The sequence below is a fragment of the Geobacter anodireducens genome (genome assembly GCA_001628815.1).
Taxonomy (GTDB): domain Bacteria; phylum Desulfobacterota; class Desulfuromonadia; order Geobacterales; family Geobacteraceae; genus Geobacter; species Geobacter anodireducens.
On the sequence record CP014963.1, the window covers coordinates 3,251,928 to 3,276,424 of the forward strand.

The window sequence follows — 24,497 nt, forward strand, 5'->3', positions numbered from 1 at the left end:
GAGAGAATGAGCACAGAGATGAACGGAACGGCTCCCCTCCAGGAGCAGAGTGCGTCCGACACGTCGCTCCTGGAGGATATCGTCCGGGTCACTAAACTTCAACCGACCGACGAGGCTTACTCTATCACCAGAAAAGGGGTCGAGGCCCTCATGGCCCAGCTCCTGGAGCCGGGAACCGAAGCCCCGAAGGTATCCAAAGCAGTGCTCGACGACATGCTCGCCGAGATCGACCGCAAGCTCTCCCTCCAGATGGACGAGATCCTTCACCATCCCCAGTTCCAGGAACTGGAATCATGCTGGCGGTCGCTCCACTTCCTGGTGGATCGGACCGACTTCAGGGAAAACAACCGGATCGAGCTCCTGAACGCCACCAAGGAGGAACTGCTTGACGACTTCGAAGACGCTCCCGAGGTGGCCAAATCGGGCCTCTACAAGACCGTTTACTCCGCCGAGTACGGTCAGTTCGGCGGCAAGCCGTTCGGAGCGATCATCGGCAACTACGACTTCGGCCCGGGTCCCCAGGACATCAAACTCCTCCAGAACCTGGCTGCCGTGGCCGGGATGGCCCACGCCCCCTTCATGGCCGCCGCATCACCCCAGTTCTTCGGCTGCGATGACTTCACCGCCCTGCCGAACCTGAAAGACATCACGTCGATCCTCGAAGGCCCCCAGTACGCCAAGTGGCAAGCGTTCCGCGAGAGCGAAGATGCCCGCTACGTGGGACTGGCCCTGCCCCGCTTCCTCCTGCGACTCCCCTACGGCGAGGCCACCAGGCCGGCCAAGTGTTTCAACTACGAAGAGCAGGTCTCCGACAGCCACGACCGCTACTGCTGGGGCAACGCAGCCTTCGCCTTCGCCACCCGGCTCACCGAGAGCTTTGCCAACTTCCGCTGGTGCGCCAACATCATCGGTCCCCAGGGTGGCGGAACGGTGCATGACCTGCCGCTCCACCAGTACCAGGCAATGGGAGCCATCCAGACCAAGATCCCCACCGAGGTGCTCATCAGCGAGCGCCGCGAATTCGAACTGGCCGAAGAAGGATTCGTCGCCCTTACCATGCGAAAAGGCAGTGACAATGCCGCCTTCTTTTCTGCGAACTCGGTCCAGAAGCCGAAATCCTTCGGCAACTCCAAGGAGGGAAAAGAGGCCGAGCTCAACTACAAGCTGGGGCTCCAGCTCCCCTATATGTTCATCGTCAGCCGCCTCGCCCACTACCTGAAGGTGATCCAGCGAGAGCACATCGGCACGTGGAAGGAACGGGGTGATCTGGAGAATGAGCTCAATCTGTGGATTCGTCAGTACGTCTCAGAGATGGATAACCCCATGCCCGGCGTTCGCAGTCGCCGCCCCCTGCGCCAGGCCGAAGTGACCGTTGAGGACGTCCCGGGTGAGCCGGGCTGGTACCGGGTGGGCCTCAAGGTCACCCCTCACTTCAAGTACATGGGGGCATACTTCACGCTGTCACTGGTGGGGAAACTGGATAAAGAGTAGGGACGCGACAGAATCGGAGCCGGTGCCTGCAATGCGGACCATCAGGGGCCGCAATTTAACATCACAAGGAGGTAGCAGCAGATGGCAATGCCCGCCCACATGACCCTGACTGGAGAAAAACAGGGGAAAATCGACGGTTCCTGCGAACTGCAGGGGCGCGAAAACACTATCCAGCTTTACGAAATGAAGCACGACATCCACATGCCGCGCAATCCCCATGACGGCCTGCCCACCGGCAAGCGCGTCCATGGCCCCCTGTCGATCGTCAAGATGTTCGACAAGAGTTCGCCGAAACTCTATCAGGCCCTCTGCACCGGAGAGCACATGAAAAACGTGCAGATCAAGTGGTACCGGATCAACAAGCAGGGACTGGAAGAGCACTACTTCACCACCACCCTTGAGGATGCCATCGTGGTCGAGATGAAACCCTACATGCCCATGACGCTTCTTCCCGACAATGAGCCTACGGCCATATGGAAGAGGTGGCATTCTCCTACAAGAAGATCAAGTGGACCTGGGAGCCCAACGGTATCGAGGCCGAGGATTCCTGGAGCGTGCCCAAGTAGTTATTTTCTGATGGTATGCCCTCCCCGGCGACGGGGAGGGTGCATTATCAGATAATCTCAACATTGCAAGACTATTAGCATGACATGGCGTGTGCATTACCCGAAGATGGCAAAACAATTACGAGGTAGCAAATGAGATTCTGTGGCGTGTGTGTAGCTATCTATATGCTACTGCTCGGGGCTATCTCGGCCCACGCTGACCAGCAGGTGACTTTTTCTGCCACAAAGCACGAGCGAGAGAGAAAAATCGTTAAGGCACTGTTGAAGAAAGAGATCCGGGAGGCAAAGACCCTCTCGAAAGAACCTGTTCAGATCGACATTGCACTGGCCGACCTTAATCACGACGGTACGCGTGAGATTCTGGCATATGTGCGACAATATCCCTATTTTTGCGGCACTGAAGGGTGCTGGTTCGTGATTTTTAGGCAAGAAGGCCGAACATGGCGTAACATACTTCAGTTGATAATTCAGGAAAATGTCAGTCTATCCACCGTTTCAACATCCGATTTTGTTGATCTGATTGTGGAAGACAAGTCAGTCTGGAGTTGTCGTGGTGCCAAATACGGCTTCTCGCATAAACGTCCATGATTCATTCAATAACATGATACCGAACAGTAACAATTTCCATTGAGGGCGTATGCCGTGAGTAAGACGTTTGAGGATTTTTTGACTGCTTTGGCACAGAAAGAGTCGAGCAGGAGATATGACATCGAAAACTACAGTGGCTATTTGGGTAAGTACCAAATGGGAGAGTATGCCCTGATCGATGCGGGATATTATCTCCACGATGGAACGGGCGCCAGGAAAAATGCAGAAGGCAAATACGTTGACAACGATTGGATCGGTCACTGGACGGGACGGAAAGGCGTTAAGAGCAAGGTGGATTTTCTCTCTGCCCCTGAAGCCCAGGAAGACGCAATCCGGCACCACGTGGCCAACCTCTGGAAACAAATCAAAGCGTTGCATCTGGATTTGTACGAGAGCACAACGGTCAACGGGATCGTTATCACGAAATCGGGAATGATCGGAGGAGCCTATCTGAAGGGGGTCGGAGGGCTGAAAAGTTATCTCAAATCTGCAGGCCGCAACATTCCGAAAGATGGAAACGGCACGTCCATTGAACACTATGTGTCAACGTTTGGTGGCTATGATATTGAGAGCATTCTGAAGGATGCACGCGGAGCAACCGACAACGCAGAGAATCATCGAGCAATGACCACAGTTGGTCAATCCCGATCGAAGACTAAATTGGCGAAAAAGCATGTTGGAAACGGGGGCAACGCTCAACATTACGTTGTAAGGCCCGGAGATACCCTGTCTAGAATTTCCCGCATGCATAACCTCTCAGTGGCCGAAATACTTACGGTTAATCCCTCAATAACCGACAGGAACCGAATAGCTGTCGGACAGAAGGTGGTAATCCCTTCGCACAAAGCTGCCAGTCACAGTTACGGCAAGACACCCTATGCGCCTGCATCACATTCTCAAGTTGGATCAACACCTCGGCAACCGTGGTGGGGAGAAACATTTGTCGGAGGATTCCGCAAGAGATGGAACTGAAGGGGTCATCGCCACCGCCTCTCTGAGCAATTCGTAAGTTTCACGAGGAAAACGCCATGACAATCCAAAAGGCCGCGGCAAGCCTTCTTTCTCAGGGCTCAACATCAAGCTTTCAGTTCGAGATTCCCGCCACAAGGTACTTACTGTCGGTAGCGGGATTCACCGTCGACGAGCGTATATCCCATCCCTATGACATCCACCTCACCCTGGCAACCCAAAACAATGTAGCGCTCGACGAGGTGATCGACAAGGAAGCCGTGCTTTCCGTAGATCATCAGGGTGGAACGCGCTATTTCCACGGTGTTGTCCGGGAATTCACCTCTCTCGGAACGGATGGCGGCTACGATCTCTATCACGCCCACATTGTGCCGGCCCTGTGGTTTCTTTCGCTGGAGCAGGATTGCCGTGTTTTCCAGTTCAAGAACGTTCAGGACATAGTCGCCGAAATCCTCGAAGAGAGCAATATCACCAGTGACCGCTACCGCTTTGCACTCTCCAGGGAGGACCGCCTGCGCAAATTCTGCGTCCAGTACCGGGAAACGGACCTGAACTTTGTCTCGCGACTTCTCGAAGAGGAGGGAATCTTCTACTTTTTCGAGCACTACGAAGACAAGCACGTCATCGTCTTTTCCGACACCAACTCAGGCTATCTCTACATGCCCGGCAAGCGCCAGATCCCCTTCAACACCAATGACGGCATGGTGCCCGGAAAGGAGAGCGTCTTCGACTTCATCTACTCGCGCCGCGTTCGTCCCGGCAAGGTGTCACAGCGCGATTATTATTACAAGCACACGAACCTCGACTTGACCACCCAGCGGCAGGGAAAGGCGTCCGCTCAGCGGGAGGTCTACGACTTCCCCGGCAATTACTTCAATGAGGAACGAGGCACCTATCTGGCCAACGTCCGCCTGGAGCGCTTGCTGGTGCTCGGCGAGACCGCAGAAGGGCAGAGTTCGTGCCCCCGCATGATGCCGGGACACGAGTGGGAACTTTCCGGCCACGATTATGCCGGGAAGTATCTGCCGGTGGCAGTAATCCATCACGCGCTCAGCCCCAGGTGCTTGGCGAGCATGCCGGAGATGGCGGCTTTCGCTACGACAACGAATTTATCGCCGTGCCGGCCACCGTAACGGTCCGCCCCCAGATCGTCGCCGACAGGCCTGTCATCGTCGGACTTCAGACTGCTGTCGTTACCGGCTCGTCCGGCGAGGAAATCCACGCCGACCCCGACGGCTACCTGCGGGTGAAAGTGCAGTTCCCCTGGGACCGGCGCGGCCGGAAGGATGGTAGGACCTCATGCTGGGTCAGGGTCGGCCAGCCCTGGGGAGGCGGCGGATGGGGAACCCAGTTTCTGCCCCGTGTTGGAGACGAGGTGCTTGTCACGTTCCTTGAGGGAGACCCCGACCGCCCCATGGTAATCGGCAGTGCGTACAACTCCGAAAATCAGCCACCGTACGCTTTGCCCGCCAGCAAAACCCAGAGCGGCATCCGCACCCGCAGCTACCCAAACGGCGGCACGGACAATTTCCATGAACTCCGCTTCGAGGACAAGAAGGGAAGCGAGGAGATCTACCTGCAGAGCGAAAAGGACTGGAACATTCTGGTTAAGAACGACAAGGGGCAGACTGTCGGGCGGGACGAGAGCCTGACCGTCGGCAACAACCGCTCGAAAACAGTGGGGGTGGATCAGAGCGAGAGTGTCGGTGTCAACAAGTCCATCCAGGTAGGGGCAAACCACAACGAAAGCATCGGCGCCAACATGACTCTGAGCGTAGGCGGTTTCAAGAATGAGACTGTCGGCATAAATTCACTCGAAACAATCGGCGGCGCAAAGGAGATAGCCATTGGCGGCCTCTACCAAGTTGCGGTAGGCGGCGTCATGAACGAGACGGTTGCCGGCGCCAAGACGGAAGAAGTCGGACTGGCAAAAGCGGTGTTCGTCGGCAACAACATGAGTGAGAACGTAAAAGGTGACAGAACCACCAATACAAACGGCAACTACACGGAAACCATCAGCGCCAAATATTACGCCAAAGCTAACGAATATGTCATCGAGGCGTCCAAAATCACGCTTAAGGCCGGTTCTTCATCCATTGTCATGGATGGGAGCAGCATAACGATCAAGGCGAGCAAAATTTTCCAGAATTGAACCCAGGGCCACGGGATATGCGGAGAATGATGTGAGAAAAAAGGCTTCAGCTATTTCGTTTGGAATTAACAGCACCCTGTCGGAAGGGTTTCGCGTCGGCCGCATCGTTTCCGCAGCCGACAACAGGTTTATCGTCGATTACCCGGAGAACTCTCTGGGTCCCATCGCCGCCCGGCTCACGACCTCGGTGAAAAACCGGCTTCTGGACACGGGCAACCCGGCAGGGAAAGAAATCCTCCTGGCATTTGAGAACAACGATCCCGGAAAGCCGATCATTGTCGACACAATGTACTCACTACTTGATGAGATCGCCGATGCGACAGCGGCCGAAACTGCGAAGACAGTTCCGAACGAAGTGATTGTCGACGGGGCGCGGATCACGTTTGATGCCCGGGAAGAAATCGAGCTCAAATGCGGAAAAGCCAGTATCGTTCTCACCAGCGCCGGCAAGGTGATCATCAAGGGTGCCTACCTGCTCAGCCAGTCTTCTGGTGAGAACAGGATCAAAGGCGCGTCCGTTGGAATCAATTGAATTATCACACCCCTCAACAGATGAATCCAACAATATCATCCATATTGCACCAACTTGCCGCAGAGGCAGCGTTTCTTTGGCATCTTCGAGGTGGCATCCTGCAATCTCCTCATTTTTCTCTGAGTGACCTCGAACGTTTCGATGAACGACTTGAAGCACAGGTCGATGGCTTACGGGTGGGTGGCGACGCGTCCTGGGAGATATGCCGATCTGCGCTTGCGGGCGACACGGTCGAAGGACTCTTCGCCCCGGCGGTATTGGCCTTCGAAAGCGGCAACAGTGAGCATCTTCAGCAGGTCATGAATGCGATGGGGACGGATCGGGAGAAGGCCCGCACCGTCATTTCCGCACTGGGGTGGCTTCCCTACGAACAGGCCAGGCCGCGCATAGAGCAGCTACTGGCAGAAGAATCGCCCGTTCATCGCTACATCGGCATGGCGGCTTGCGCCATCCACCGGCACGATCCGGGCCCGCAGTTGACAAGAGCCGTGAACGATACCTCCCCGTTATTGATGGCCCGCGGGCTCCGTGCATACGGGGAGTTGGGCAGGGGCTGCGAACTTAATGATTTCAGGCTGCAAGAATACTTGACGGACCACGACGACGAAATCCGCTTTTCCGCCGCATGGTCCGCGTCCCTTGCAGGCATTGGCACAGCCGTCGGCGTGCTGAGAGGTTTCGTCGCATCCTCATCCCGATATGCCGAGAAAGCCCTGAACGTTTCCGTGCGGTGCATGCGCCCCGAAAGCGCACGTGCCTGGCAACGAGAGCTCGCTCAATCGTCTGAAACGATCAGATTTGCTGCGATAGGCGCGGGGGCTCTGGGTGATCCGTCCCTTGTTCCGTGGCTCATCGACCGGATGGATACGCCGACGATCGCACGAGTGGCGGGGGAAGCGCTCACCATGATAACCGGCATCGATATCGAGCTCGAAGAACTGGCAGGCACACGGCCCGAAGGCTTCAATGCCGGCCCCACCGATGATCCGAAGGATCTCAATGTGGCGATGGATGCCGATGAAAACCTCCCCTGGCCCGATGCCGACCTGGTTGCCGCATGGTGGGGCAAGAATAAAGGCCGTTTTCAAAGCGGAACCCGTCACTTTCTCGGGAAGCCGGTCTCGCCTGAACATCTCCGGCTGGCTCTCAAAACGGGCCTTCAGCGTCAGCGTGCGGCCGCCGCCCTTGAGCTGGCGCGGATGAATCCTGGACGACCGATGTTTGAAGTGCGGGCACCAGCGGCCAGACAGCGCAAAGAGGTTGCGGCCATATGAGAACGCTGGCGATTACCGGGGCAAGCTGCGTTACTGCCGTAGGGCATGACGGCCCCCCGACGGCGGCGTCAGTCAGGGCGGGAATCTCCCGCTTTGCCGAGTACGACGACTATCGGGACGAAAACGACAACCCTATCACCGTGGCGCGGATCAGGGGGATTCATGACAGCTGGGATACACCTCAGCGGATGGCCGGTGTCGCCGCTCTTTGCCTTGAAAAGCTCCTTGATGAGTATTTTCGGCAAGACCCGCGCAGGCCTTCACAGATCCATCTCTTCCTTGGAGTAGCCTCCGAAGAACGGCCCGGTCCGCGCTATGAAGAAAGCAGCCTGTTTCCGTTGCGCGGGATAATCGGGAAATGGACGGACAAACCCGGCCTTCAGGCTATCCCCCGGGGAAACGCATCCATGATGTACTCCCTTGAACAAGCCAGCCGCCTGATCGATAGCAATCCCGACGCGGTGTGTATCGTCGGCGGAGTTGATTCCTTGCTAAGAACCTCGACCCTGAATTGGTTCGAGAAGGACTGCCGCCTCAAATCCGCAAGCTATGGCCGTCACCAGGGGCTCATTGCCGGAGAGGCGGTCGGGTTCATGGTCATTGAGAACCGAGCCGGAGCAAAGCAGTCAGGCAAGCCGATCCTCGGGAGTATTGCGGGACTTGGGCTGGCAGTAGAACCCGCGCCGCGGGCATCGAGCTCCCTCGGACGAAACAGCGGGCTGACCGAGGCCTGCCATGCCGCCCTGAGCGGGGTGCAAGAAAAGGCGATCCGTGCGGTGTTCAGCGACCTCAATGGTGAAAATTCCCGAGCCAGGGAATGGGGCATGGCCGAAATGCGCTGTTTCGACAAACTGGATGAAAGCAGGCGGCTCTGGACGCCGGCTAACTGCTACGGCGACATCGGCGCCGCCAGCGGCGTGGTCTTGGCAAGTATTGCCATGCAAGGGCTTGTTCGTGGATGGTTGCAATCGCCGATACTGGTGACCTGCTCCGATGACCATGGGCCATGCGGTGCTTTGGTATTGGAGAGCGAGAAATAGAACCCCCAAGGAGACGGTAGTGGGAAAATCAACGGTTTTCGTTAACAAACAGGGAATGAGCAACAAAGGGAGTGGAGCTGTTGTCGTAAGCGGCCCGGATGTCTGTCTTACCCCGATGGGCAATACAGTCGTACCGATACCCTATACCAACGTCGCCAGATCGGCCAGTCTCGCCGATGGCACAAAGACGGTGAAGATCGACGGCACCATGGGCGCAATCGACGGGTGCTGCTACAAAAAAAGCAGTGGTGATGAGCCTGGCAGTAAAAAAGGAGTTGGGTCGGGCACGATACAGGACAAGGCCGAGTTCATCAACTACTCATTCGATGTCAAGATTGAGGGGAAAGGGGCATGCCGCAACTCCGATCCCATGACGCAGAACAATAAAAACGCCATGTAAGCACGAGGTTTCCTCGGCCGCATCGCCACAGTTTTCGGGAGAGCACAAATCATGGGAGTGAACAACGATTCCAATGCCGGGCAGTCGAGCGGCGAGCAGAAAGTTGTGCCCGATAAACGGACCTTTCGCCTTAAGGTGGTCGAGTATCTTTCGTGGGACACATATGATGAGAACAGCCGGACTTTCAAACTCGGTCACGAAGACAACAAACCCATCGGCGGCAGAGTAGTCAAAATCAAGATGCCGGACGGCAGCATCGTGGAAAAGTCTACCGACGAAAAGGGAATAATTGAACTGACTGATCAGGACGCCAATGTAACGTTCGAGGTCATCTTCGAACCGGAAGAAGCCGCCCTTAACAACAAATACACCCTTTTCTACAACCGGACGGCTGTAGTGCAAACCAAACGCCCTGGGGACACCCCGTGACAGACGCCAGCCACAAGGGAATCGAGCAAAACGATCCCAAGGGAAAGGTTCTCCAGCACGTCAAGCCCGACATGATGTGTGGCGAGATCCACACTATCAGCATGTACCAGCCGACCGTCATTGTCGATTCCCACATGCACATTCAGAGCGGACGCTGTGCCCCCTTGCAGTTCGTCAGGGACCAGGGGCCGGGCCCAGTGGCCATGCTGCAGACGGTGACCTCCGCCTCCCGGGGATGGATAGAAGGGAGCGGCCTGACCCTTGGCGCCATCTTTACGGCCTTGTTCGAGCCTGTCTGGGCTCCAGTGCGGGCCGTATCCCAGTTGCTCGGCAATTCCCCTCTCAATCCTGATGAAGGCATCCTGCAGGCCTCACCCTTAATTGATCTGGTAGCACAGCAGAAGAAAAAAACCATCGAGGTTGCCGAAGGCTTCATACTGGAGCGCGAGAAGGTTCTAACCAACTATTTCATGGAGGAAGCCCTTTACAAGGATGCCCCCCACCTCATCTTCACCAGCGTAGTCATGACCATGGACATGGAGTACTGCCATATTGACGGCTACTTCGGTCTCAGGGTCTACAACCCCCTCTATAAAAATCGAGAAGACATCGAGGCGAACAAGCCCTGCGCCTACTGGACGCCGCAGCATGGCGAGTGGGTAAAGGCCCCGCGCGATAATAGCGTCTATGTAAGGCGGGACAAGCAGGCGAATACCTCTGAAAAGCACATGACGCCGGAGGAGTTTGATACATACCAGGAAGAGGCACAGATAGAGGGAATAACCGGCTCCTACCTGGATGACAAAGGCAATGCCCGAGAGGTGAAAATCGTCGCCGCGCCGGTGCTGATGCCGGACGCGGAAACCGTTCTCTACGAGAACTGGATGAAGCAGCTGCAATACACCGAGCTTGCCGTCGTGAAATATCCACTCAAGCTTCTCCCCATGTACCACTTCGATCCGCGCCGCTGGCATCTGGAGAAAAACGCCACCGAGGTGCTCGACAAGGTTGGAGACAGGGGGATCTACCTGGGGTTCAAGATGTACACCGCCCAGGGGCATCGTCCGTGGGATCCGCGGCTGCCGATTCTGAAGGATTTCTACGCCAAATGCTGCCTGCGCGGCATCCCCATCTTGAACCACTGCACCCCGAAAGGGGCTGCCGCCTACGAACGAGATGAATACTTCGATTTCGAACACCCCCTCGACGGGGAGAACGACCGGAAACAGAAGCAAGACAAAAGGTCGGGCTACTTCAGCAGGCATTTCGCCTCCCCCCAGGCCTGGAAGGAACTGCTGGACGGAGGCGCTGAACTGGTGGATGGACGGATGCACGTATCGTTTAAAAACCTGTACCTCTGCCTGGCCCACTTCGGCGGGCCTACCGACCTGGGCATGGAATGGAACCGCCAAATCATTGAGATGATCGAAAGCGGGGAATACCCCAACTTCTACACCGACATCTCGTCATCATTCGCCGACAGCGGATTTCGAAAGAATTTCAAAGCCATCATCCGGAAGCACCCCAAAATCAAAGACCGCATCCTGTTCGGCACCGACTGGTACATGACCTTTGTCTACAGCTTCCCTTTCGTGGGCAAGAATCTGTGGGACTACTGCACGGAGACCAAGAAGTTCCTGGATGATTTCGACACCAGCCTCTGGCCGGCCTTCACCCAATATAACCCCTACCGCTTCTATCGGCTGGATCAGCAGATTGGACGGATTGCGGAGAACATCATTGAGATGCGGGCGAAAGATAAGAAGATTTTAGAAGTGCTCGATGAACTCGAGGAGTATCAAATCAATGAAATTCGTAGAGAAGTTGCCTGGATCAAGTTTGCCAATCACGGCCATGTAATATTCAAGGAGACACCATGAAATACTTGAAATGGCTATATTTTACTTTGATCAGCATCATCTTGTTTTCCACAAATGCGATCGCTCATGGAGGTAGTCAAATGGAACCCTCTTATCTGTACGAAATACAAGACTTCACATCTGCGCAGTCTCTCGAACCCCTAATTTTCACGATTGGTGGTGGCCTATTCGGCGGCTACCGCAACGTTTCTGTCTTTCCAGTGCCTTTTGATAATGCTGTGGGAAGCAACGACATGGGCAACGCCATTACCATCATCTCCTTTCCCAAGGGGAAAATCGATTACGACCGCTACTTCCGCAATGCCGCGGACGACATGAGCGGCGGTGGAGAGTTTGTTTCGCAAACCGCCAAGGATATCCTGGGCTACGGCCAGGTTCGGCGTTTCCTGTTGTTTGACTTCAAAAAGAAACTGCACCGGGAGTACCGCATAGTGTTTCCAATTACACAATACATTGAAAAAATCGCTTTAGCCGATTCAGAACGCAAACGGTTTCTGTTTGAAATAGAATCGCAGAAGCGTAATGCCAAAGAACCATTCGATTCAAACAACTTTTTACAATTGATTGATTTGAGTGATGATAAGCACAAGGTAATAAAGGAAGTATTTAAGCCGGCTGGTACAATATGGACAACTACGAAAGAGAGAGTATTTCTGTACCGTATCTTAGAAAAGAAACTTCAAGTTTTCGACATGAAGCTGGAGGTGGCCCACCATCCGCTGGAGGATGCTCTAAAGCAGTATAAAGACAAAATTGATTTTTCACGAATATATGTTCATCCCCAATTCCCCTTTGCTATTCTTCGCGGGAAAAAAGGGGCCGTCTATATTGGTTGGGAAAAGAAAAATATACCAGTGCCACATTTGTTGACAAGTGGTGCATCGCAGTTTGTTATCTCGCCAGATGGTCAATGGGTCGTTTTCAAATATGAACGCACAGGTGCTGCCAAGACCTACCTCATGCCTGTCTCCGAAAAATACCCTCATTACCTGGGTTCCCCCATCCTGCTGGCAGATACGTATTTCGATGAAGGAAAATTCGCCTGGACCACCAACCCGACCGGTTTTGTCGGTTCAAGACTTGACAAGATCTACCACTGGGATTTGGAAAACCGGGACTTTCCCGAAAAGGGCACGATGTCGTTCCACGACTACATCGTTAAGAACGATCTGGAAAAGCTGACCAGAGAGAAGAAGCAGGGACTTGGGAACAAGCATTGAATGCAGCGACAAGACATTGGCGTATCGTGCGATGGTCCAGGCGTATTGCCGCGTGATGACTGTTTCAACAGCCTGCTGCGATATCAACGAGGTAAAGAGAATGGCAAAGACGTTGCCGCTCATCCTGTCCCCTGGTGATCAGCCTGCTCCGGATTATTACGGCCGGTACACCGACCCATCTGCGGTTGGCGGAAATTGCTGTGGATGCTCTGCAGCATAACGATTAGAAAGAGACAGACCGGATGGACCTCCTCAACTCCACCCCCTTCGCCGCCACCCCGCTCTTTCTCTCCGATCGCCACGGCGCCGAAACGCTCCTTGTCATCGTCAAGGGAACGTGGCGGATCAATCGGGACGGAACCCTCTCCGTGGCGGAAGAGCAGGTGCCAGTCCGCTTCGAGCCTCTCTACTCCGACGATCCCGCCTCATCGAGCCTCATCCACGACACCGACATCACACTGGAGAAGCCCGGCACCGACTGCATCCTCCTCGGCCACGCCTGGGCGCCAAAGGTGGGAGTCGAGTCGGTGGATGTGACCTTCGCCGTGGGGCCGGTGCGAAAGACGGTGCGGGTCTTCGGCGAACGGATCTGGATGAAGTGCCTGGGAATGGTGTCGATGTCGAGGGCTGCTCCGTTCGAGAAGATTCCCCTCGTCTGGGAACTGGCCTTCGGAGGGGCGGACGCGACCTGGCCTGACCCGAAAAACCATGAGTTCTGCCTCGAAAATCCGGTGGGAAGGGGCATTCTGGCGAAAAGAACGAAACAGGAGATCGACGGTCTTCGCCTTCCCAACCTGGAAGACCCGACGCATCCCATAAGAAAGACCGACGACCGTCCCCGGCCCATGGGGTTCGGGCCGATTCCGCCCCACTGGCAGCCTCGGGCGAAGTACGCCGGCACCTATGACGATCACTGGCGAAAGTACGTGAACCCCCTCCCGCCGGAGGATATGGATTCGTGCTTCCACTCGTCCGCAGCACCGGGCCTCATGTCAAACCGACACCTGTCGGGCACGGAACAGGTGCTTGTCGCAAACGCCTCGCGCAACGGCAGGCTGGAATTTACCCTGCCCGGCATCGCACCCCGCGTCTCGGTGGCGATCGGAGCCACGGCCCATGAACTGAAGATGCAACTCGATACGCTCATGGTCGAGCCGGACGAGGAGCGCCTTGTCCTTGTGTGGCGCGGAAGACACAACGTGCATGGGAGGCTTCACAGCCTGAAAAGTGTGGGCATCGGGATAAGATGAAAGGGTCCGTAACTCAGGGCCGCCTCTGACTTGCTGCGAGGGCGTGCAGAGGGGAAATCCCGGCAAATGACACGGCTGCGCCGCCATTGACAGCGGTTGTTCCACTGCTACAATGGAGTCCATTCGATACACAAGGAGGCTTCACATGGCACGAATACCGACGGTTGATCAGGATTCATGCATCAGTTGCGGGCTCTGCGTAGCGACCTGTCCGGGAGTGTTCCGGTTCAACGAGGACGGCAAGTCGGAGGTCTATGATCCCAACGGGGCCGGCGAGCAGGAAATCCAGCAGGCCATCGACGGGTGCCCGGTTCAGTGCATCAGTTGGAAGGGATAGCCATCAACCACGGTCCGGAGAGATGGAGAAAAAATCCCTCTCCGGCTGGAAAGGAGACCACGGTCCATGGAACGTTGGAGATGTACCATCTGCCAGTACGAATATGACCCCACGGCGGGAGACCCGGAAAACGGCATCAATCCCGGCACACCCTTCGAGGAGTTGCCCGATGATTGGGTCTGCCCCATCTGCGGAGCGGGCAAGGACTTGTTCGAGCCGGTCTGACCGGCGGCTCCCCCTGTCACCGCCACATGAGCCTCCCGCACGGGAGGCTGTTCATTTTTTTGCCGCGTGGCCGGATTCTTTGATGATGTCTATCTGCGAGCTGCCCTTGACCACCCGTACCCGCCAAACAAGGCCGCAGTCGCCACACTCCTTCACTGGCGACTCTTCCGAGCTGAACCCTTCCGAATGCATGTCTATCTGCACCGCTGTCCTGCTGCCGCAATGGGGACACTTCATCGTTTTCTCCTTTCGCCCGGACGCCGTTGGCCGACGATCTCGCCATGAGTGAAATCCGGCGGTCTGCACTAAATGGTTATACAGTATAGCAGCAAACAGAGGAAATGTAAGGCCGGCCGCCGGATGCCTGCTCCACGGTGGTTGCGCTTGATTTTTCGCCGGCCGGATGCGATACTCGCTGACAACTCTATAGTTTTTGGAGGTTAGCGTATGTTCGGATTCGGCATGCCTGAGCTTATCGTGATTCTGATTATCGTGCTGGTGGTATTCGGCGCGGGACGGCTGCCGGAAATAGGCGGCGCACTCGGCAAGAGCATCCGCAATTTCAAGAAGGCGTCTGAAGGGAAAGAAGAGATCGAGATCAAGCCCCAGAAGAAAGATGAACCGAAAAAAGACGCCTGATCCGCCCGGGATACACGAAAAGGGGCCGGCTATTCGCCGGCCCCTTTTCGTTATGCATCAGATTTCATCCCGCTGCGCCGGACGTTTTTCCACGACACCTACGGCGAAACCGGCCCACAAATTTATTTGCCGCTCTTTTTCTTCGCGCTCGACGAGCCCGTTTTCGTCGACTTCTTTTTAGTTGTGCTCCCCTTGGCAGCGCTTTTCTTGGTTGTCTTCTTCTTGGAAGCGGCGGACTTGTGCCCTTTGGACCCTTTTTTCTTCACGTACCGCTTTGGTTCCGGGCTCAGTTCATCCTTGATGTTGCTGAGAAGAACCGCCGTCTCCTCCATGCCCGGGTCGGCCTTTTTGGCCGCTTCCAGGGCTTCCTTGGCCTCGGTGAGCTTGCCGGTTTTCAGGTAGATGCGGCCCAGGGCATTGAGGGCCTTTGCGTGGTCGTCCTTGAGTTCGGTCGCTTTCCGGTAGCTTACCTCGGCTGAATCGTAATCCTTGCGGAATTCATGGATGAGTCCGAGCTTGTAGTGGCTCATGGCGTCGTTGGGAGCCAATTCGACCCCTTCCTGGAGGAGGGGGACCAGTTCGTCGTATTTCTTCTCCTTGACGTAAATGGCCGTCAGAATGTTGCGGGCCTCGGCATCGTCCTTTTTGATGCGGAGCACCTCGCGATACTGCCTAGTTGCATCGTCCATCTGGTTCAACTTGCGGTAGACGGCGGCAAGCTCCCGGTGGGCCTCCAGATTGTCCGGGTCGAGCTTGAGCGCCTCGCTGTAAGAGGTGATGGCATCCTTGGTATTCTTCGACGCCATGAAACCACGGGCAAGCTTGAGATGAAGGACAGGGTTGCTGTCGCCCCGCTTGAGGAGTTCGCGATACTGCTCGATGGCCTGGGCATGGCTGCCGCGCAGGGTGTAGATATCGGCCAGCCGCCGGCGGGCGTCACCGTGCTCGGCCGAAAGCCGCACCGCCTGTTTGTACTCCACCACGGCCTCGTCGATGAGCCCCTTGCGCTCGTAGATGATGCGAGATTGTAATGATTAGCGGCATTGCCGGGCTTCAGCCGGAGGAGCTCGCGGTAGGACGCCACGGCATCATCGTCGAGACCCGCGGCCGACTGGGCGCCGGCCAGCTTTTGCAGCACCTCGACGGATCCGGGCCGCTCTTTCAGGGCAGCCCGGTACTCCTCCACAGCCTTGGCGAACTCCTTGGCAACCATCCGCTCATCGCCGCGGCGGAGGTATTCTTCGGGCAGGACGCCCCGTTGGCGCCCGGAGAGGGTGTATTCGTAGTCTGCGGCCTTGCGGTCACCCAGCTTTTCATATGCTTCTGCCAGGAGGAGGTGGATGCCGCGGCTGCCGGGATTGGCCAGTTGGGCCTGCTTGAGCTCCTGGACCGCGCCTTCGGTGCGACCGTCGGCCAGATAGATGGATGCGAGGGCGAGCCGGGCATTTTCATTGGCCGGCGCAACGGTGAGGGCCTTTTTCAGCTCCTTCTCCGCCTCTTCTTTCCTGCCGGCCTGCCGGTAGACCTCTGCAAGCTCGACGCGAACCGCCGGATCATTGGGAAGCGTGCGCATGGCTTCAGCGTAATGATAAAGGGCCAGGGAGTGGAGAGATCGTTCGGCGAATATCTTGCCGAGCCCCCGGTGATATCGGGGGTCTGAGTCTGCGGCAAGGGCGCGGGTCAGTTCCACCACGGCCTCGTCCGTGGAACCCTTGGCCAGCAGGGCCAGGCCGAGACTGCCCTGGGCATCGGGGAACGAGGGGTCCATCCGGAGCGCTTCGCGGTATTCCGTTACCGCCTGGTCGAAGCGTTTCTCGCGCTCGGCCTGGAATCCCTTGACGAAATGGCCGGCAGCGCCGTCGGAGCAATAGTCGAGGATTCGTTTTTCAGTGTTTGTGCGGACGTCTTCGTCCTGGTCCGAGAGTGATTTGACGAGCCTCTTCGCTTCCCAGCACCGCTCCTGGGCGGCAGCTTCTCCCCCCAGCGCGGTCGCGGCCGCCAGGGAAAGGGCGAAGAGCGTAAGGTATTTTTTCACAAAGGTCCTCCCAGAGTGGTTTGCTGCGAACCAGCCGCGGCGGGAGATTCGCAAGGGTCGGTGCCTGCGGGCAGGCCTGGGCCGGAACGGATAATGCGGGCATCGTCGGGAGACGGAAACCGTAGGGGTGCTCCGGGCGGATACGGCACGCGGCGTGAGCTATGGCGCCGCAGACCCCGCGGGAGGGAGAAGGCAGCCACCGGAGCGACAGGGTCCGGACGGGAAGGGGCGGTACGGACATTGTTCCAGCCAGAATTGACAACGGGCGGATTATACACAGGCGACTGTCAAATTTCAAATCATTGTCGTGCAACCCCAGGTGGCAAGCCGAGTTATGCGGACTTTCGCTGTCGGGCTCCGGTGGGTATTACCTTGACTTCACGGCTAAAGATGATTAAATCTTCAAAAGCCGGAAGGGTGGGCACGAAGATGCGCCCCCTCTTCCGGCCTTTCTGAACTCGCGGGGTGAACATGGCCGCATCTCCCAAGGATCCGCTCGACTGGGCAGCACTGCTGCAGCTCCAGATGGACGAGGCGTTCGACCTCATTCTTCGCTCGGAAGCCGGCGGCGGCGAATGCGATCTTTCGCCGCCCGTCGATATTTTCGAGACGCCGGACGCCTTTTCCGTGGAGTTCGACCTTCCCGGCACCGACCCCGCCGACCTGTCGCTGAAGCTCTGCTGCAACATGCTGATCCTTGAAGGGGTGAAGCGGGACGATTCCCGCGAGGGGGCCAGCTATCTCTGCCTGGAGCGCCGGTTCGGGCGCTTCTGCCGTGCCGTCGAAATCCCGCCGACGGTTGACGTGAACGCTGTCCGCGCCGACTACCGCCGCGGCGTACTGACGGTGACCTTTCCCCGCCTCAGCGACCGGCGGAAGGTCATGCGGGATATACCGATCATACAAGGAGACAACTGATGGATGACCATAAACAGGAAAACGAAGAGCTTAAAATACCGGACGTGCTGCCCCTGCTGCCGGTTCGGGACGTTGTGGTCTATCCCTACATGATTCTTCCGCTTTTCGTGGGCAGGGAAATTTCGATCAGCGCCGTGGACCAGGCGCTTGCCAAGGACCGGCTCATCTTCCTGGCCACGCAGAAGGAGATCGGCGACGAGGATCCGCCCCCCGAGGGGATCTACCCCGTGGGAACCGTGGCGATGATCATGCGGATGCTCAAGCTGCCGGACGGCCGGGTCAAAATTCTCGTCCAGGGCCTCGCCAAGGGGCGGATCACCTCGTTCGTAGAATCAAAGCCCTACTACTCCGTGGCCATCGAACGGGTGGTCGAGCCGACCCCTCCCGAAGAGTCCCTGGAGGTGGAGGCCCTCATGCGGGCCGTGAAGGAGCAGCTCACCAAGATCGTCTCCCTCGGCAAGCCCGTGTCGCCCGAGGTGCTCGTCATCGTCGAGAACATGCAGGAGCCCGGCAGCCTCGCCGACCTGGTCGCCAGCAACATCGGCCTCAGGGTTGAAGAAGCCCAGAAGCTCCTGGAAATCATCGACCGGTGGAGCGCCTCCAGCGGGTGAACGAACTCCTGAGCAAGGAGCACGAGCTCCTGGACATGCAGGCTAAGATCCAGACCGCCGCCAAGGAGGAGATGGGCAAAAGCCAGCGCGAATATTTCCTGCGCGAGCAGTTGCGGGCCATCCAGCAGGAACTGGGCGAAACCGATGCCCGATCCGAGGAAATCGTGGAGTTGCGCAAGGCCATCGAGCAGGCCAAGATGCCTCCGCCCGTCGAGAAGGAGGCCCTCAAGCAACTGGGACGCCTGGAGCAGATGCACCCGGAGGCCGCCGAAGCGGGGATGCTCAGAACCTACCTCGACTGGATGGTGGAACTCCCCTGGAGCACCTCGACCCGCGATATCCTCGACATCAAGCGGGCGCGGAAGATCCTGGACGAGGACCATTACTACCTGGACAAGATCAAGGAGCGGATTCTCGAATTCCTGGCAGTGCGCAAACTCCGCAAGAAGATGAAGGGACCGATCCTTTGCTTCGTGGGCCCTCCCGGGGTCGGCAAGACCTCCCTCGGCAAGTCCATTGCCCGGGCCCTGGGCAGGAAGTTCGTGCGCATCTCCCTCGGGGGCGTGCGGGACGAGGCCGAGATACGGGGACACCGGCGCACCTACGTGGGAGCGCTGCCGGGGCGGATCATCCAGGGACTCAAGCAGGCGGGTTCCAACAACCCGGTCTTCATGCTCGACGAACTCGACAAACTCGGCGCCGATTTCAGGGGCGACCCCTCTTCGGCGCTCCTGGAGGTGCTCGATCCGGAACAGAACCATATGTTCTCGGATCACTACATCAACCTCCCCTTCAACCTGTCCAACGTGATGTTCATCGCCACCGCGAACCAGTACGACACCATTCCGGGGCCGCTGCTGGATCGGATGGAGATGATCAACCTGTCGGGCTACACCGAGGAAGAGAAGCTGGAGATCGCCAAACGGTATCTCATCCCGCGCCAGACCAAAGAGAACGGGATTACCGGCAAACACATCAGCTTTACCGACGACGCGCTCCGCACCATCATCGCCAAATACACCCGCGAAGCCGGGCTGCGGAACCTGGAGAGGGAAATCGGCAGCGTCTGCCGCAAGGTGGCACGCAAGATAGCCGAGGGAGAGGAGAAACTCTACCGCATCACCCCCGCCATGGTGGCCAAGTACCTCGGTCCGGCCAAGTATCTGCGCGAAGTGGAGATGGAGCACAACGACGTGGGTGTGGTTACCGGCCTTGCCTGGACGCCGGTGGGAGGAGAGGTCCTCTTCGTGGAAGCGACCATCATGAAGGGCAAGGGGGGGCTCACCCTCACGGGACACCTGGGAGACGTGATGAAGGAGTCGGTCCAGGCGGCCCTGTCCTACATCCGCTCCAAGGCAAAGGAACTCCATCTGCCTGAGGATTTCCTGGCCGGGGTCGACATCCACGTTCACGTGCCGGCTGGCGCCATTCCCAAGGACGGCCCCTCTGCCGGCATCACCATGGCAACCGCCCTGGTCTCGGCCCTGACCCGCGTGCCGGTGCGCAAGGATGTGGCCATGACAGGCGAGATCACCCTGCGGGGCAAGGTACTTCCCATCGGCGGGCTCAAGGAGAAGATGCTGGCCGCCATCCGGGCGGGGATCACCACCATCGTCATCCCCGAGCAGAACGTCAAGGACCTGGACGAGGTGCCCAAGCCCATCCTCAAAAAGGTCACGGTGGTGTCCGCCAAGGTTATCGACGACGTGCTGAAGGTGGCCCTGGAAAGCTATCCGCCGCCGCCACCCGCCGCCACCGAGGGGAAACCGGCCGCAAAGGCGCGCACCGCTCCGCGCCGCGGCATCGCGGGCCCCACCAAGGCCACTGCCGCCGGGGCCAAGGGGTGAGGCTCGGCGAGATCGGTGAATTCGGCCTTATCGGCAGAATTGCCGGCAAAGTAGCCGCCGGTGCCGGGGTTCGCCTCGGCATCGGCGACGACGCTGCCGTTACCGAAACGGAAGCGGGGCGCCTCCTGCTGTCCACCGCCGACATGCTCGTTGAGGGGATCCACTTTGACCTCTCCTTCACCGACCCTTTCCGGCTCGGCCGCAAATCCCTGGCGGTCAATGTATCCGACATTGCCGCCATGGGGGGACACCCTCGCCATGCCCTGCTCTGCCTTGCCATTCCGGCCGATCTGCCGGTTGAATTTCTCGACCGCTTCGCCGACGGCGTCATCTCCCTGGCAGAAGAATTCGGCGTCACCCTTATCGGCGGCGATACCTGCCGCTCTTCCTCCGGGCTTGTCATCTCCATCACCCTCCACGGCGAACAGATCCCCGCGCGAATCATCCCGCGCAGCGGGGCACGGCCGGGCGACGACCTGTTCGTCACCGGCACCGTCGGGGATTCGGCCCTGGGGCTCGAACTGCTGCGCCGGGGCGAGCGGTCGGGCCATGCCGTGGAACGCCACCTCAACCCCACCCCCCGCGTCTCCGCCGGCCTGAGCCTGGCCGAATCGGGCATGGCCTCGGCCATGATCGACGTGAGTGACGGCGTCCTTGCCGATCTGGGGCACATCCTGACCGGCTCGGGGGTCGGCGCACGCATCGACGCATCCCTCATCCCCCTGTCACCCTATTTCAGCCAACGGGCGCCGACGTGGCACCCGCCCCCCTCTCGCTGGCACTGACGGGAGGCGAAGACTACGAACTCCTCTTCACCGCGGCCCCGGGACGGACGGCCCAGGTGGAGGCGCTTCTGGCGGCGAGCGGCGTCACCGCGACCCGGATCGGTGCCATCGTTGCCGGGTCGGACGTCACAGTCACCGCAGCAGACGGCTCTCTTATCCCGCCGGGGCGCCGCGGCTTCAACCATTTCGCGCCGTAATCCCGGCGTCGGACCGGCTGCATCCCGCACCGCCGCTGGAACACTTCTTGCTAATTGCCAGGAAGACGGGGCAAACTGCATGATGAACTGGCACATGAACGAGCACAGACGGGTGACCATCCCCACCGAGGAACCGGCCGGCGGCTTTTCGGACACGGCATTCTCACGCATACGCGACATCCTCTGCGCAAGGCGAAACTTTGACATCGCCAGCTACAAGGACAAATACATCAAGCGCCGGATCTCCATCCGGATCAGGGCGACCCGGGCGGCAACGGCCGACCACTACTGCGATCTGCTCCAACGGAGCGAAGAAGAGCTGGACCTGCTGGTCAAGGGGCTTACCATTCACGTGAGCCAGTTCTTCCGCAACCGATCCACCTTTGAAAAACTCGGCACCGAGGTATTCCCCGCGCTTTTTGCCCGGCTGCGGGCCGAAGGGCGGGACCGCCTGACCCTGTGGAGCGCCGGATGCGCCGGCGGCGAGGAGCCGTTCACCCTGGCCCTCATCCTGGCGGAACGATTTGCGAAGGAGTTGGAAGAATTCAAGGTTTCCATCGTAGCGACCGATATAGATGATGGGATCCTTGAAGCGGCGCAGCGGGGGACGTACGGGCACGAACGCCTCCAGGAAGCCCCAGCCCACCTGCTTGACCGCCATTTCTGCCGCAACGGCGACAAATACTGCCTCAGTCCCGCCATCCGCGGGATGGTGGAGTTCCGCCGCGGAGACCTCTTCGATACCGGAAACCACGTGGAGAGCGATCTGATCCTCTGCCGCAACGTCCTCATCTACTTTGAACGGCAGGAGCAGGAACGCATTCTTCTGGGGCTCGCCAATGCCCTTAACCAGGGAGGCATCCTGATCCTCGGCAAGGCCGAAACCCTTGTGGGAGAGCTGCGGCGACGATTCGGGACCATCTGCCCGGTGGAACGGATTTACACGAAGAACCGCTTTTCGGTATACTAACAGCCGTGATGTCCTTCCGACAACGCACGGCTGCGGTGCCGTCGACCAGTGGAGCGAGTATGCGCATCCCCCTTGGCTACAAGTTCATCCTCGGATTCGTGGTGGTCGTGGCCGCAGTGGCGTTTGTTCCCACCGGCATCCGCCTCCTCGGCTATGCGCCCGAGATCACCCATATCCTGACCTACGTCGTGGCCATGACCATCGGCCTGATTCTCGGCTGGATCTTCTCGCGGGGAGTCGCGCGCAACATGGGACTGCTGACCGAATCGGCCGAGGCCATCAGCCGCGGCGACCTGACCAGGGACGTGGCGCTCCCGCCCGGACGCTTCCCCGATGAGACGGGTGACCTGGGTGATTCCATCAACATGATGGTCGACAGCCTCCGGGAACTGGTGGGGCACATCCGGACCACGGCCGGGAAGGTTGCCGCCTCTGCCAGCACCTTGTCCGATTCGGCGATCGAGGTGAACTCATCCTCCGAGGAGGTGGCCCAGGCCGTGGAGCAGATCGCCCGGGGCGCGGGCACCCAGGCGGAGATGGTGGAGCGGAGCTCCCGCATCATCCATGAAATGGCCATCTCCGTGGAACTGGTGTCGAAGCGGGCACGGGAATCGGCAAAGGCGGCCCAGGAAACGAGCCGCACAGCCCGGCGGGGCCAAAAACTGGCCAACGACTCGCTGGAGCGGATGACCAGTTTCTTCGGCAAGGTTGAGGAGAGCAGCGCCCAGTTCCTCTCGTTCAACGCCCGCCTCCAGCAGGTGGGCAAGATTGCCGACTTCATCGCCGAGATCGCCCGCCAGACCAATCTCCTGGCCCTCAACGCCTCCATCGAGGCGGCCCGGGCCGGCGAGTACGGCAAGGGGTTCGCCGTGGTTGCGGACGAGGTCCGGAAATTGGCGGACGGCACCGGCAAATCCGCGGCTCACATCACGGAGCTCATTGCCGCGGTGCGCGAAGAAAGCCGCCGCGTCCAACAACTCATCGAAGAAAGCTCCCGCGACATCGGCGAAGGGAAGCGCAACGTGGACATCACGGCCGGCGCCTTCCAGGACATTCTCTCCAACGCCCTGGAAACGGAGCGAAGGGCGGGCAGCATCGCCGACCTCTCCCACATCCAGACCGACGGAGCGCAGAAGATGGTCACTGCCGTTGACGAAATCGCCCGCGTTGCCGAAGACAACGCCGCCGCCACCGAGGAGGTGTCGGCCGCCTCCGAGCAGCAGGCAATCGCCATGCACGAGATGACCGTGGCCGCCCGCGAACTGGCCGACCTGGCCGGAGCCCTCATGGGAGTGGTGGAGCGCTTCACCCTCCCCCGCGCCGAGGGCGGTACCAGGACCCCGTGAGCGGCCGGATGGGCCGCTATGTCATCTTTGCGGCGGCAGGCCGCAAACTGGCCCTCCCCCTGGACAAGACGGCAGAGGTGCTGGAAGGCGTTGCCACCCATCCGGTGCCGGCGGTCCCGCCGCTGCTCGGCAGGGCATTGAACGTGCACGGAAGAATCATGCCGGTCCTGGACCTGGCGACGTTCCTCCGTGGAGGGGCGATCGAGCGGAACCATACGATTCTTGTGCTCAACCGCCAGGTGGCCGACCTGGCCCTGCTGGTGGAAGGACCGGTAACCATCGTGAGCGCGGAGGAAAGCGCCCGGTTTCCGAGTGAACATCCGCGGTTCGAGGGATACCTCGAGATTGCCGGCAAGCGGACCGGCATCCTGTCGGCCGACAGACTGATCAAGGAAGTTGAAGGGATTTTGTGACTGTTACGGAGGCTCATGGCCAAAAGAGTAATGATCGTGGATGACGCACTGTTCATGCGCAACATGCTGCGGGGCATACTTGAGGATGCGGGGTACGACGTGGTCGCCGAGGCTTCGGACGGCGCGGAGGCGGTGGTGACGTTCCGTGACGTGCGCCCCGACGTCGTTACCCTCGACATCATCATGCCCGTGAAAAACGGTATTGAGGCCCTGCGCGAAATCATGGCCATCGATCCCAAGGCCCGCGTGGTCATCTGCAGCGCGGTCGGCCAGGAGAGCCTCGTGGACAAGGCCCGGAGCGTGGGGGCGAAAGACTTCATCCTCAAGCCGTTCAATCCGGAGCGGGTCAAGGATGTGATGAAGCAGGTGGCCGAGGGCTAGGC

General features: G+C 58.7%; 20 protein-coding genes and 5 pseudogenes. 23 read left to right on the top strand and 2 right to left on the bottom strand.

Annotation, left to right across the window (positions count from 1 at the left end; translation table 11 throughout):
* The first annotated feature begins 6 nt into the window (after positions 1 to 6).
* The 15 genes and pseudogenes from A2G06_14945 (at position 7) to A2G06_15015 (ending at position 14,353) form a co-directional block, all read left to right on the top strand.
* Positions 7 to 1,491, top strand: coding sequence for a type VI secretion protein (locus A2G06_14945; GenBank protein ID ANA41324.1), 1,485 nt, complete (start codon positions 7 to 9; stop codon positions 1,489 to 1,491).
* 81 nt (positions 1,492 to 1,572) lie between these two features.
* Positions 1,573 to 2,057, top strand: a pseudogene (locus tag A2G06_14950) (type VI secretion protein).
* A gap of 132 nt (positions 2,058 to 2,189) precedes the next feature.
* A complete protein-coding gene (locus A2G06_14955; protein ID ANA41325.1) occupies positions 2,190 to 2,645 on the top strand; it encodes a hypothetical protein in 456 nt (151 codons plus the stop codon).
* Between the two features lie 54 nt (positions 2,646 to 2,699).
* Positions 2,700 to 3,617, top strand: a complete 918-nt coding sequence (locus tag A2G06_14960) for a peptidoglycan-binding protein LysM (protein ID ANA41326.1) — start codon at positions 2,700 to 2,702, stop codon at positions 3,615 to 3,617.
* A gap of 56 nt (positions 3,618 to 3,673) precedes the next feature.
* A pseudogene (locus A2G06_14965) lies at positions 3,674 to 5,766 on the top strand (type VI secretion protein).
* A 31-nt stretch (positions 5,767 to 5,797) separates the two neighbouring features.
* Positions 5,798 to 6,298, top strand: a complete 501-nt coding sequence (locus A2G06_14970; GenBank protein ANA41327.1) for a hypothetical protein — start codon at positions 5,798 to 5,800, stop codon at positions 6,296 to 6,298.
* A 20-nt stretch (positions 6,299 to 6,318) separates the two neighbouring features.
* Positions 6,319 to 7,572, top strand: coding sequence for a hypothetical protein (locus A2G06_14975; protein ANA41708.1), 1,254 nt, complete (start codon positions 6,319 to 6,321; stop codon positions 7,570 to 7,572).
* Positions 7,569 to 8,612, top strand: coding sequence for a 3-oxoacyl-ACP synthase (locus A2G06_14980; GenBank protein ID ANA41328.1), 1,044 nt, complete (start codon positions 7,569 to 7,571; stop codon positions 8,610 to 8,612). Before A2G06_14975 ends, A2G06_14980 begins: the two co-directional genes overlap by 4 nt.
* Positions 8,613 to 8,631: 19 nt before the next feature.
* Positions 8,632 to 9,012 carry a hypothetical protein gene (locus tag A2G06_14985; GenBank protein ANA41329.1) on the top strand — a complete coding sequence of 127 codons (381 nt, stop codon included), beginning with the start codon at positions 8,632 to 8,634 and terminating at the stop codon, positions 9,010 to 9,012.
* Positions 9,013 to 9,063: 51 nt separating this feature from the next.
* Positions 9,064 to 9,441, top strand: coding sequence for a hypothetical protein (locus tag A2G06_14990; GenBank protein ID ANA41330.1), 378 nt, complete (start codon positions 9,064 to 9,066; stop codon positions 9,439 to 9,441).
* Positions 9,438 to 11,321 (top strand): hypothetical protein, encoded by a 1,884-nt coding sequence (locus A2G06_14995; GenBank protein ANA41331.1) that lies wholly within the window; start codon positions 9,438 to 9,440, stop codon positions 11,319 to 11,321. Before A2G06_14990 ends, A2G06_14995 begins: the two co-directional genes overlap by 4 nt.
* On the top strand, positions 11,318 to 12,541 hold the full coding sequence (locus tag A2G06_15000) for a hypothetical protein (protein ID ANA41332.1): 1,224 nt from the start codon (positions 11,318 to 11,320) through the stop codon (positions 12,539 to 12,541). Before A2G06_14995 ends, A2G06_15000 begins: the two co-directional genes overlap by 4 nt.
* Before the next feature lie 242 nt (positions 12,542 to 12,783).
* Positions 12,784 to 13,791, top strand: a complete 1,008-nt coding sequence (locus A2G06_15005) for a hypothetical protein (GenBank protein ANA41333.1) — start codon at positions 12,784 to 12,786, stop codon at positions 13,789 to 13,791.
* 145 nt (positions 13,792 to 13,936) lie between these two features.
* The gene (locus A2G06_15010; GenBank protein ANA41334.1) at positions 13,937 to 14,128 is read left to right on the top strand and encodes a ferredoxin; all 192 of its coding nucleotides are present in this window, start codon (positions 13,937 to 13,939) and stop codon (positions 14,126 to 14,128) included.
* 66 nt (positions 14,129 to 14,194) lie between these two features.
* Positions 14,195 to 14,353, top strand: coding sequence for a Rubredoxin (locus A2G06_15015; GenBank protein ANA41335.1), 159 nt, complete (start codon positions 14,195 to 14,197; stop codon positions 14,351 to 14,353).
* A gap of 51 nt (positions 14,354 to 14,404) precedes the next feature.
* Here the strand turns inward: A2G06_15015 and A2G06_15020 are convergent, their stop codons facing one another.
* Complete coding sequence (locus tag A2G06_15020) at positions 14,405 to 14,590, bottom strand: hypothetical protein (GenBank protein ID ANA41336.1); 186 nt, start codon at positions 14,588 to 14,590, stop codon at positions 14,405 to 14,407.
* 210 nt (positions 14,591 to 14,800) lie between these two features.
* On the opposite strand from A2G06_15020, the gene tatA reads away from it, so the two are divergent.
* Entirely contained in the window at positions 14,801 to 14,992 is a 192-nt protein-coding gene (gene tatA / locus A2G06_15025; GenBank protein ID ANA41337.1) for a preprotein translocase subunit SecA, read from the top strand.
* A gap of 122 nt (positions 14,993 to 15,114) precedes the next feature.
* Here the strand turns inward: tatA and A2G06_15030 are convergent.
* Positions 15,115 to 17,027: pseudogene (locus A2G06_15030) on the bottom strand (hypothetical protein).
* Between the two features lie 471 nt (positions 17,028 to 17,498).
* Here A2G06_15030 and A2G06_15035 point away from each other — a divergent pair.
* The 7 genes and pseudogenes from A2G06_15035 to A2G06_15065 all read left to right on the top strand — a co-directional run bounded on the left by A2G06_15035 (position 17,499) and on the right by A2G06_15065 (position 24,495).
* Complete coding sequence (locus tag A2G06_15035) at positions 17,499 to 17,945, top strand: molecular chaperone (protein ID ANA41338.1); 447 nt, start codon at positions 17,499 to 17,501, stop codon at positions 17,943 to 17,945.
* Positions 17,945 to 20,403: pseudogene (locus tag A2G06_15040) on the top strand (endopeptidase La). Before A2G06_15035 ends, A2G06_15040 begins: the two are co-directional and overlap by 1 nt.
* A pseudogene (locus A2G06_15045) lies at positions 20,400 to 21,385 on the top strand (thiamine-phosphate kinase). The pseudogenes A2G06_15040 and A2G06_15045 overlap by 4 nt, the downstream one beginning before the upstream one ends.
* 79 nt (positions 21,386 to 21,464) lie before the next feature.
* Positions 21,465 to 22,355, top strand: coding sequence for a chemotaxis protein CheR (locus tag A2G06_15050; GenBank protein ID ANA41339.1), 891 nt, complete (start codon positions 21,465 to 21,467; stop codon positions 22,353 to 22,355).
* 59 nt (positions 22,356 to 22,414) lie between these two features.
* Positions 22,415 to 23,701 carry a chemotaxis protein gene (locus tag A2G06_15055; protein ID ANA41340.1) on the top strand — a complete coding sequence of 429 codons (1,287 nt, stop codon included), beginning with the start codon at positions 22,415 to 22,417 and terminating at the stop codon, positions 23,699 to 23,701.
* On the top strand, positions 23,698 to 24,114 hold the full coding sequence (locus A2G06_15060; protein ANA41341.1) for a chemotaxis protein CheW: 417 nt from the start codon (positions 23,698 to 23,700) through the stop codon (positions 24,112 to 24,114). Before A2G06_15055 ends, A2G06_15060 begins: the two co-directional genes overlap by 4 nt.
* Before the next feature lie 15 nt (positions 24,115 to 24,129).
* Positions 24,130 to 24,495, top strand: a complete 366-nt coding sequence (locus tag A2G06_15065) for a histidine kinase (GenBank protein ANA41342.1) — start codon at positions 24,130 to 24,132, stop codon at positions 24,493 to 24,495.
* Positions 24,496 to 24,497 lie beyond the last annotated feature (2 nt).

Excerpts from the sequence above, each read along its gene's own strand:
- A2G06_14980 (ANA41328.1), top strand. The coding sequence starts at position 7,569 with ATGAGAACGCTGGCGATTACCGGGGCAAGCTGCGTTACTGCCGTAGGG.
- A2G06_14975 (ANA41708.1), top strand. The coding sequence starts at position 6,319 with ATGAATCCAACAATATCATCCATATTGCACCAACTTGCCGCAGAGGCA.
- A2G06_15055 (ANA41340.1), top strand. The coding sequence starts at position 22,415 with ATGCGCATCCCCCTTGGCTACAAGTTCATCCTCGGATTCGTGGTGGTC.
- A2G06_15035 (ANA41338.1), top strand. The coding sequence starts at position 17,499 with ATGGCCGCATCTCCCAAGGATCCGCTCGACTGGGCAGCACTGCTGCAG.
- A2G06_15020 (ANA41336.1), bottom strand. The coding sequence starts at position 14,590 with ATGAAGTGTCCCCATTGCGGCAGCAGGACAGCGGTGCAGATAGACATG.
- A2G06_15005 (ANA41333.1), top strand. The coding sequence starts at position 12,784 with ATGGACCTCCTCAACTCCACCCCCTTCGCCGCCACCCCGCTCTTTCTC.
- A2G06_15000 (ANA41332.1), top strand. The coding sequence starts at position 11,318 with ATGAAATACTTGAAATGGCTATATTTTACTTTGATCAGCATCATCTTG.
- A2G06_14945 (ANA41324.1), top strand. The coding sequence starts at position 7 with ATGAGCACAGAGATGAACGGAACGGCTCCCCTCCAGGAGCAGAGTGCG.
- A2G06_15065 (ANA41342.1), top strand. The coding sequence starts at position 24,130 with ATGGCCAAAAGAGTAATGATCGTGGATGACGCACTGTTCATGCGCAAC.
- A2G06_15010 (ANA41334.1), top strand. The coding sequence starts at position 13,937 with ATGGCACGAATACCGACGGTTGATCAGGATTCATGCATCAGTTGCGGG.
- A2G06_14990 (ANA41330.1), top strand. The coding sequence starts at position 9,064 with ATGGGAGTGAACAACGATTCCAATGCCGGGCAGTCGAGCGGCGAGCAG.
- tatA (ANA41337.1), top strand. The coding sequence starts at position 14,801 with ATGTTCGGATTCGGCATGCCTGAGCTTATCGTGATTCTGATTATCGTG.
- A2G06_14955 (ANA41325.1), top strand. The coding sequence starts at position 2,190 with ATGAGATTCTGTGGCGTGTGTGTAGCTATCTATATGCTACTGCTCGGG.
- A2G06_15050 (ANA41339.1), top strand. The coding sequence starts at position 21,465 with ATGATGAACTGGCACATGAACGAGCACAGACGGGTGACCATCCCCACC.
- A2G06_15015 (ANA41335.1), top strand. The coding sequence starts at position 14,195 with ATGGAACGTTGGAGATGTACCATCTGCCAGTACGAATATGACCCCACG.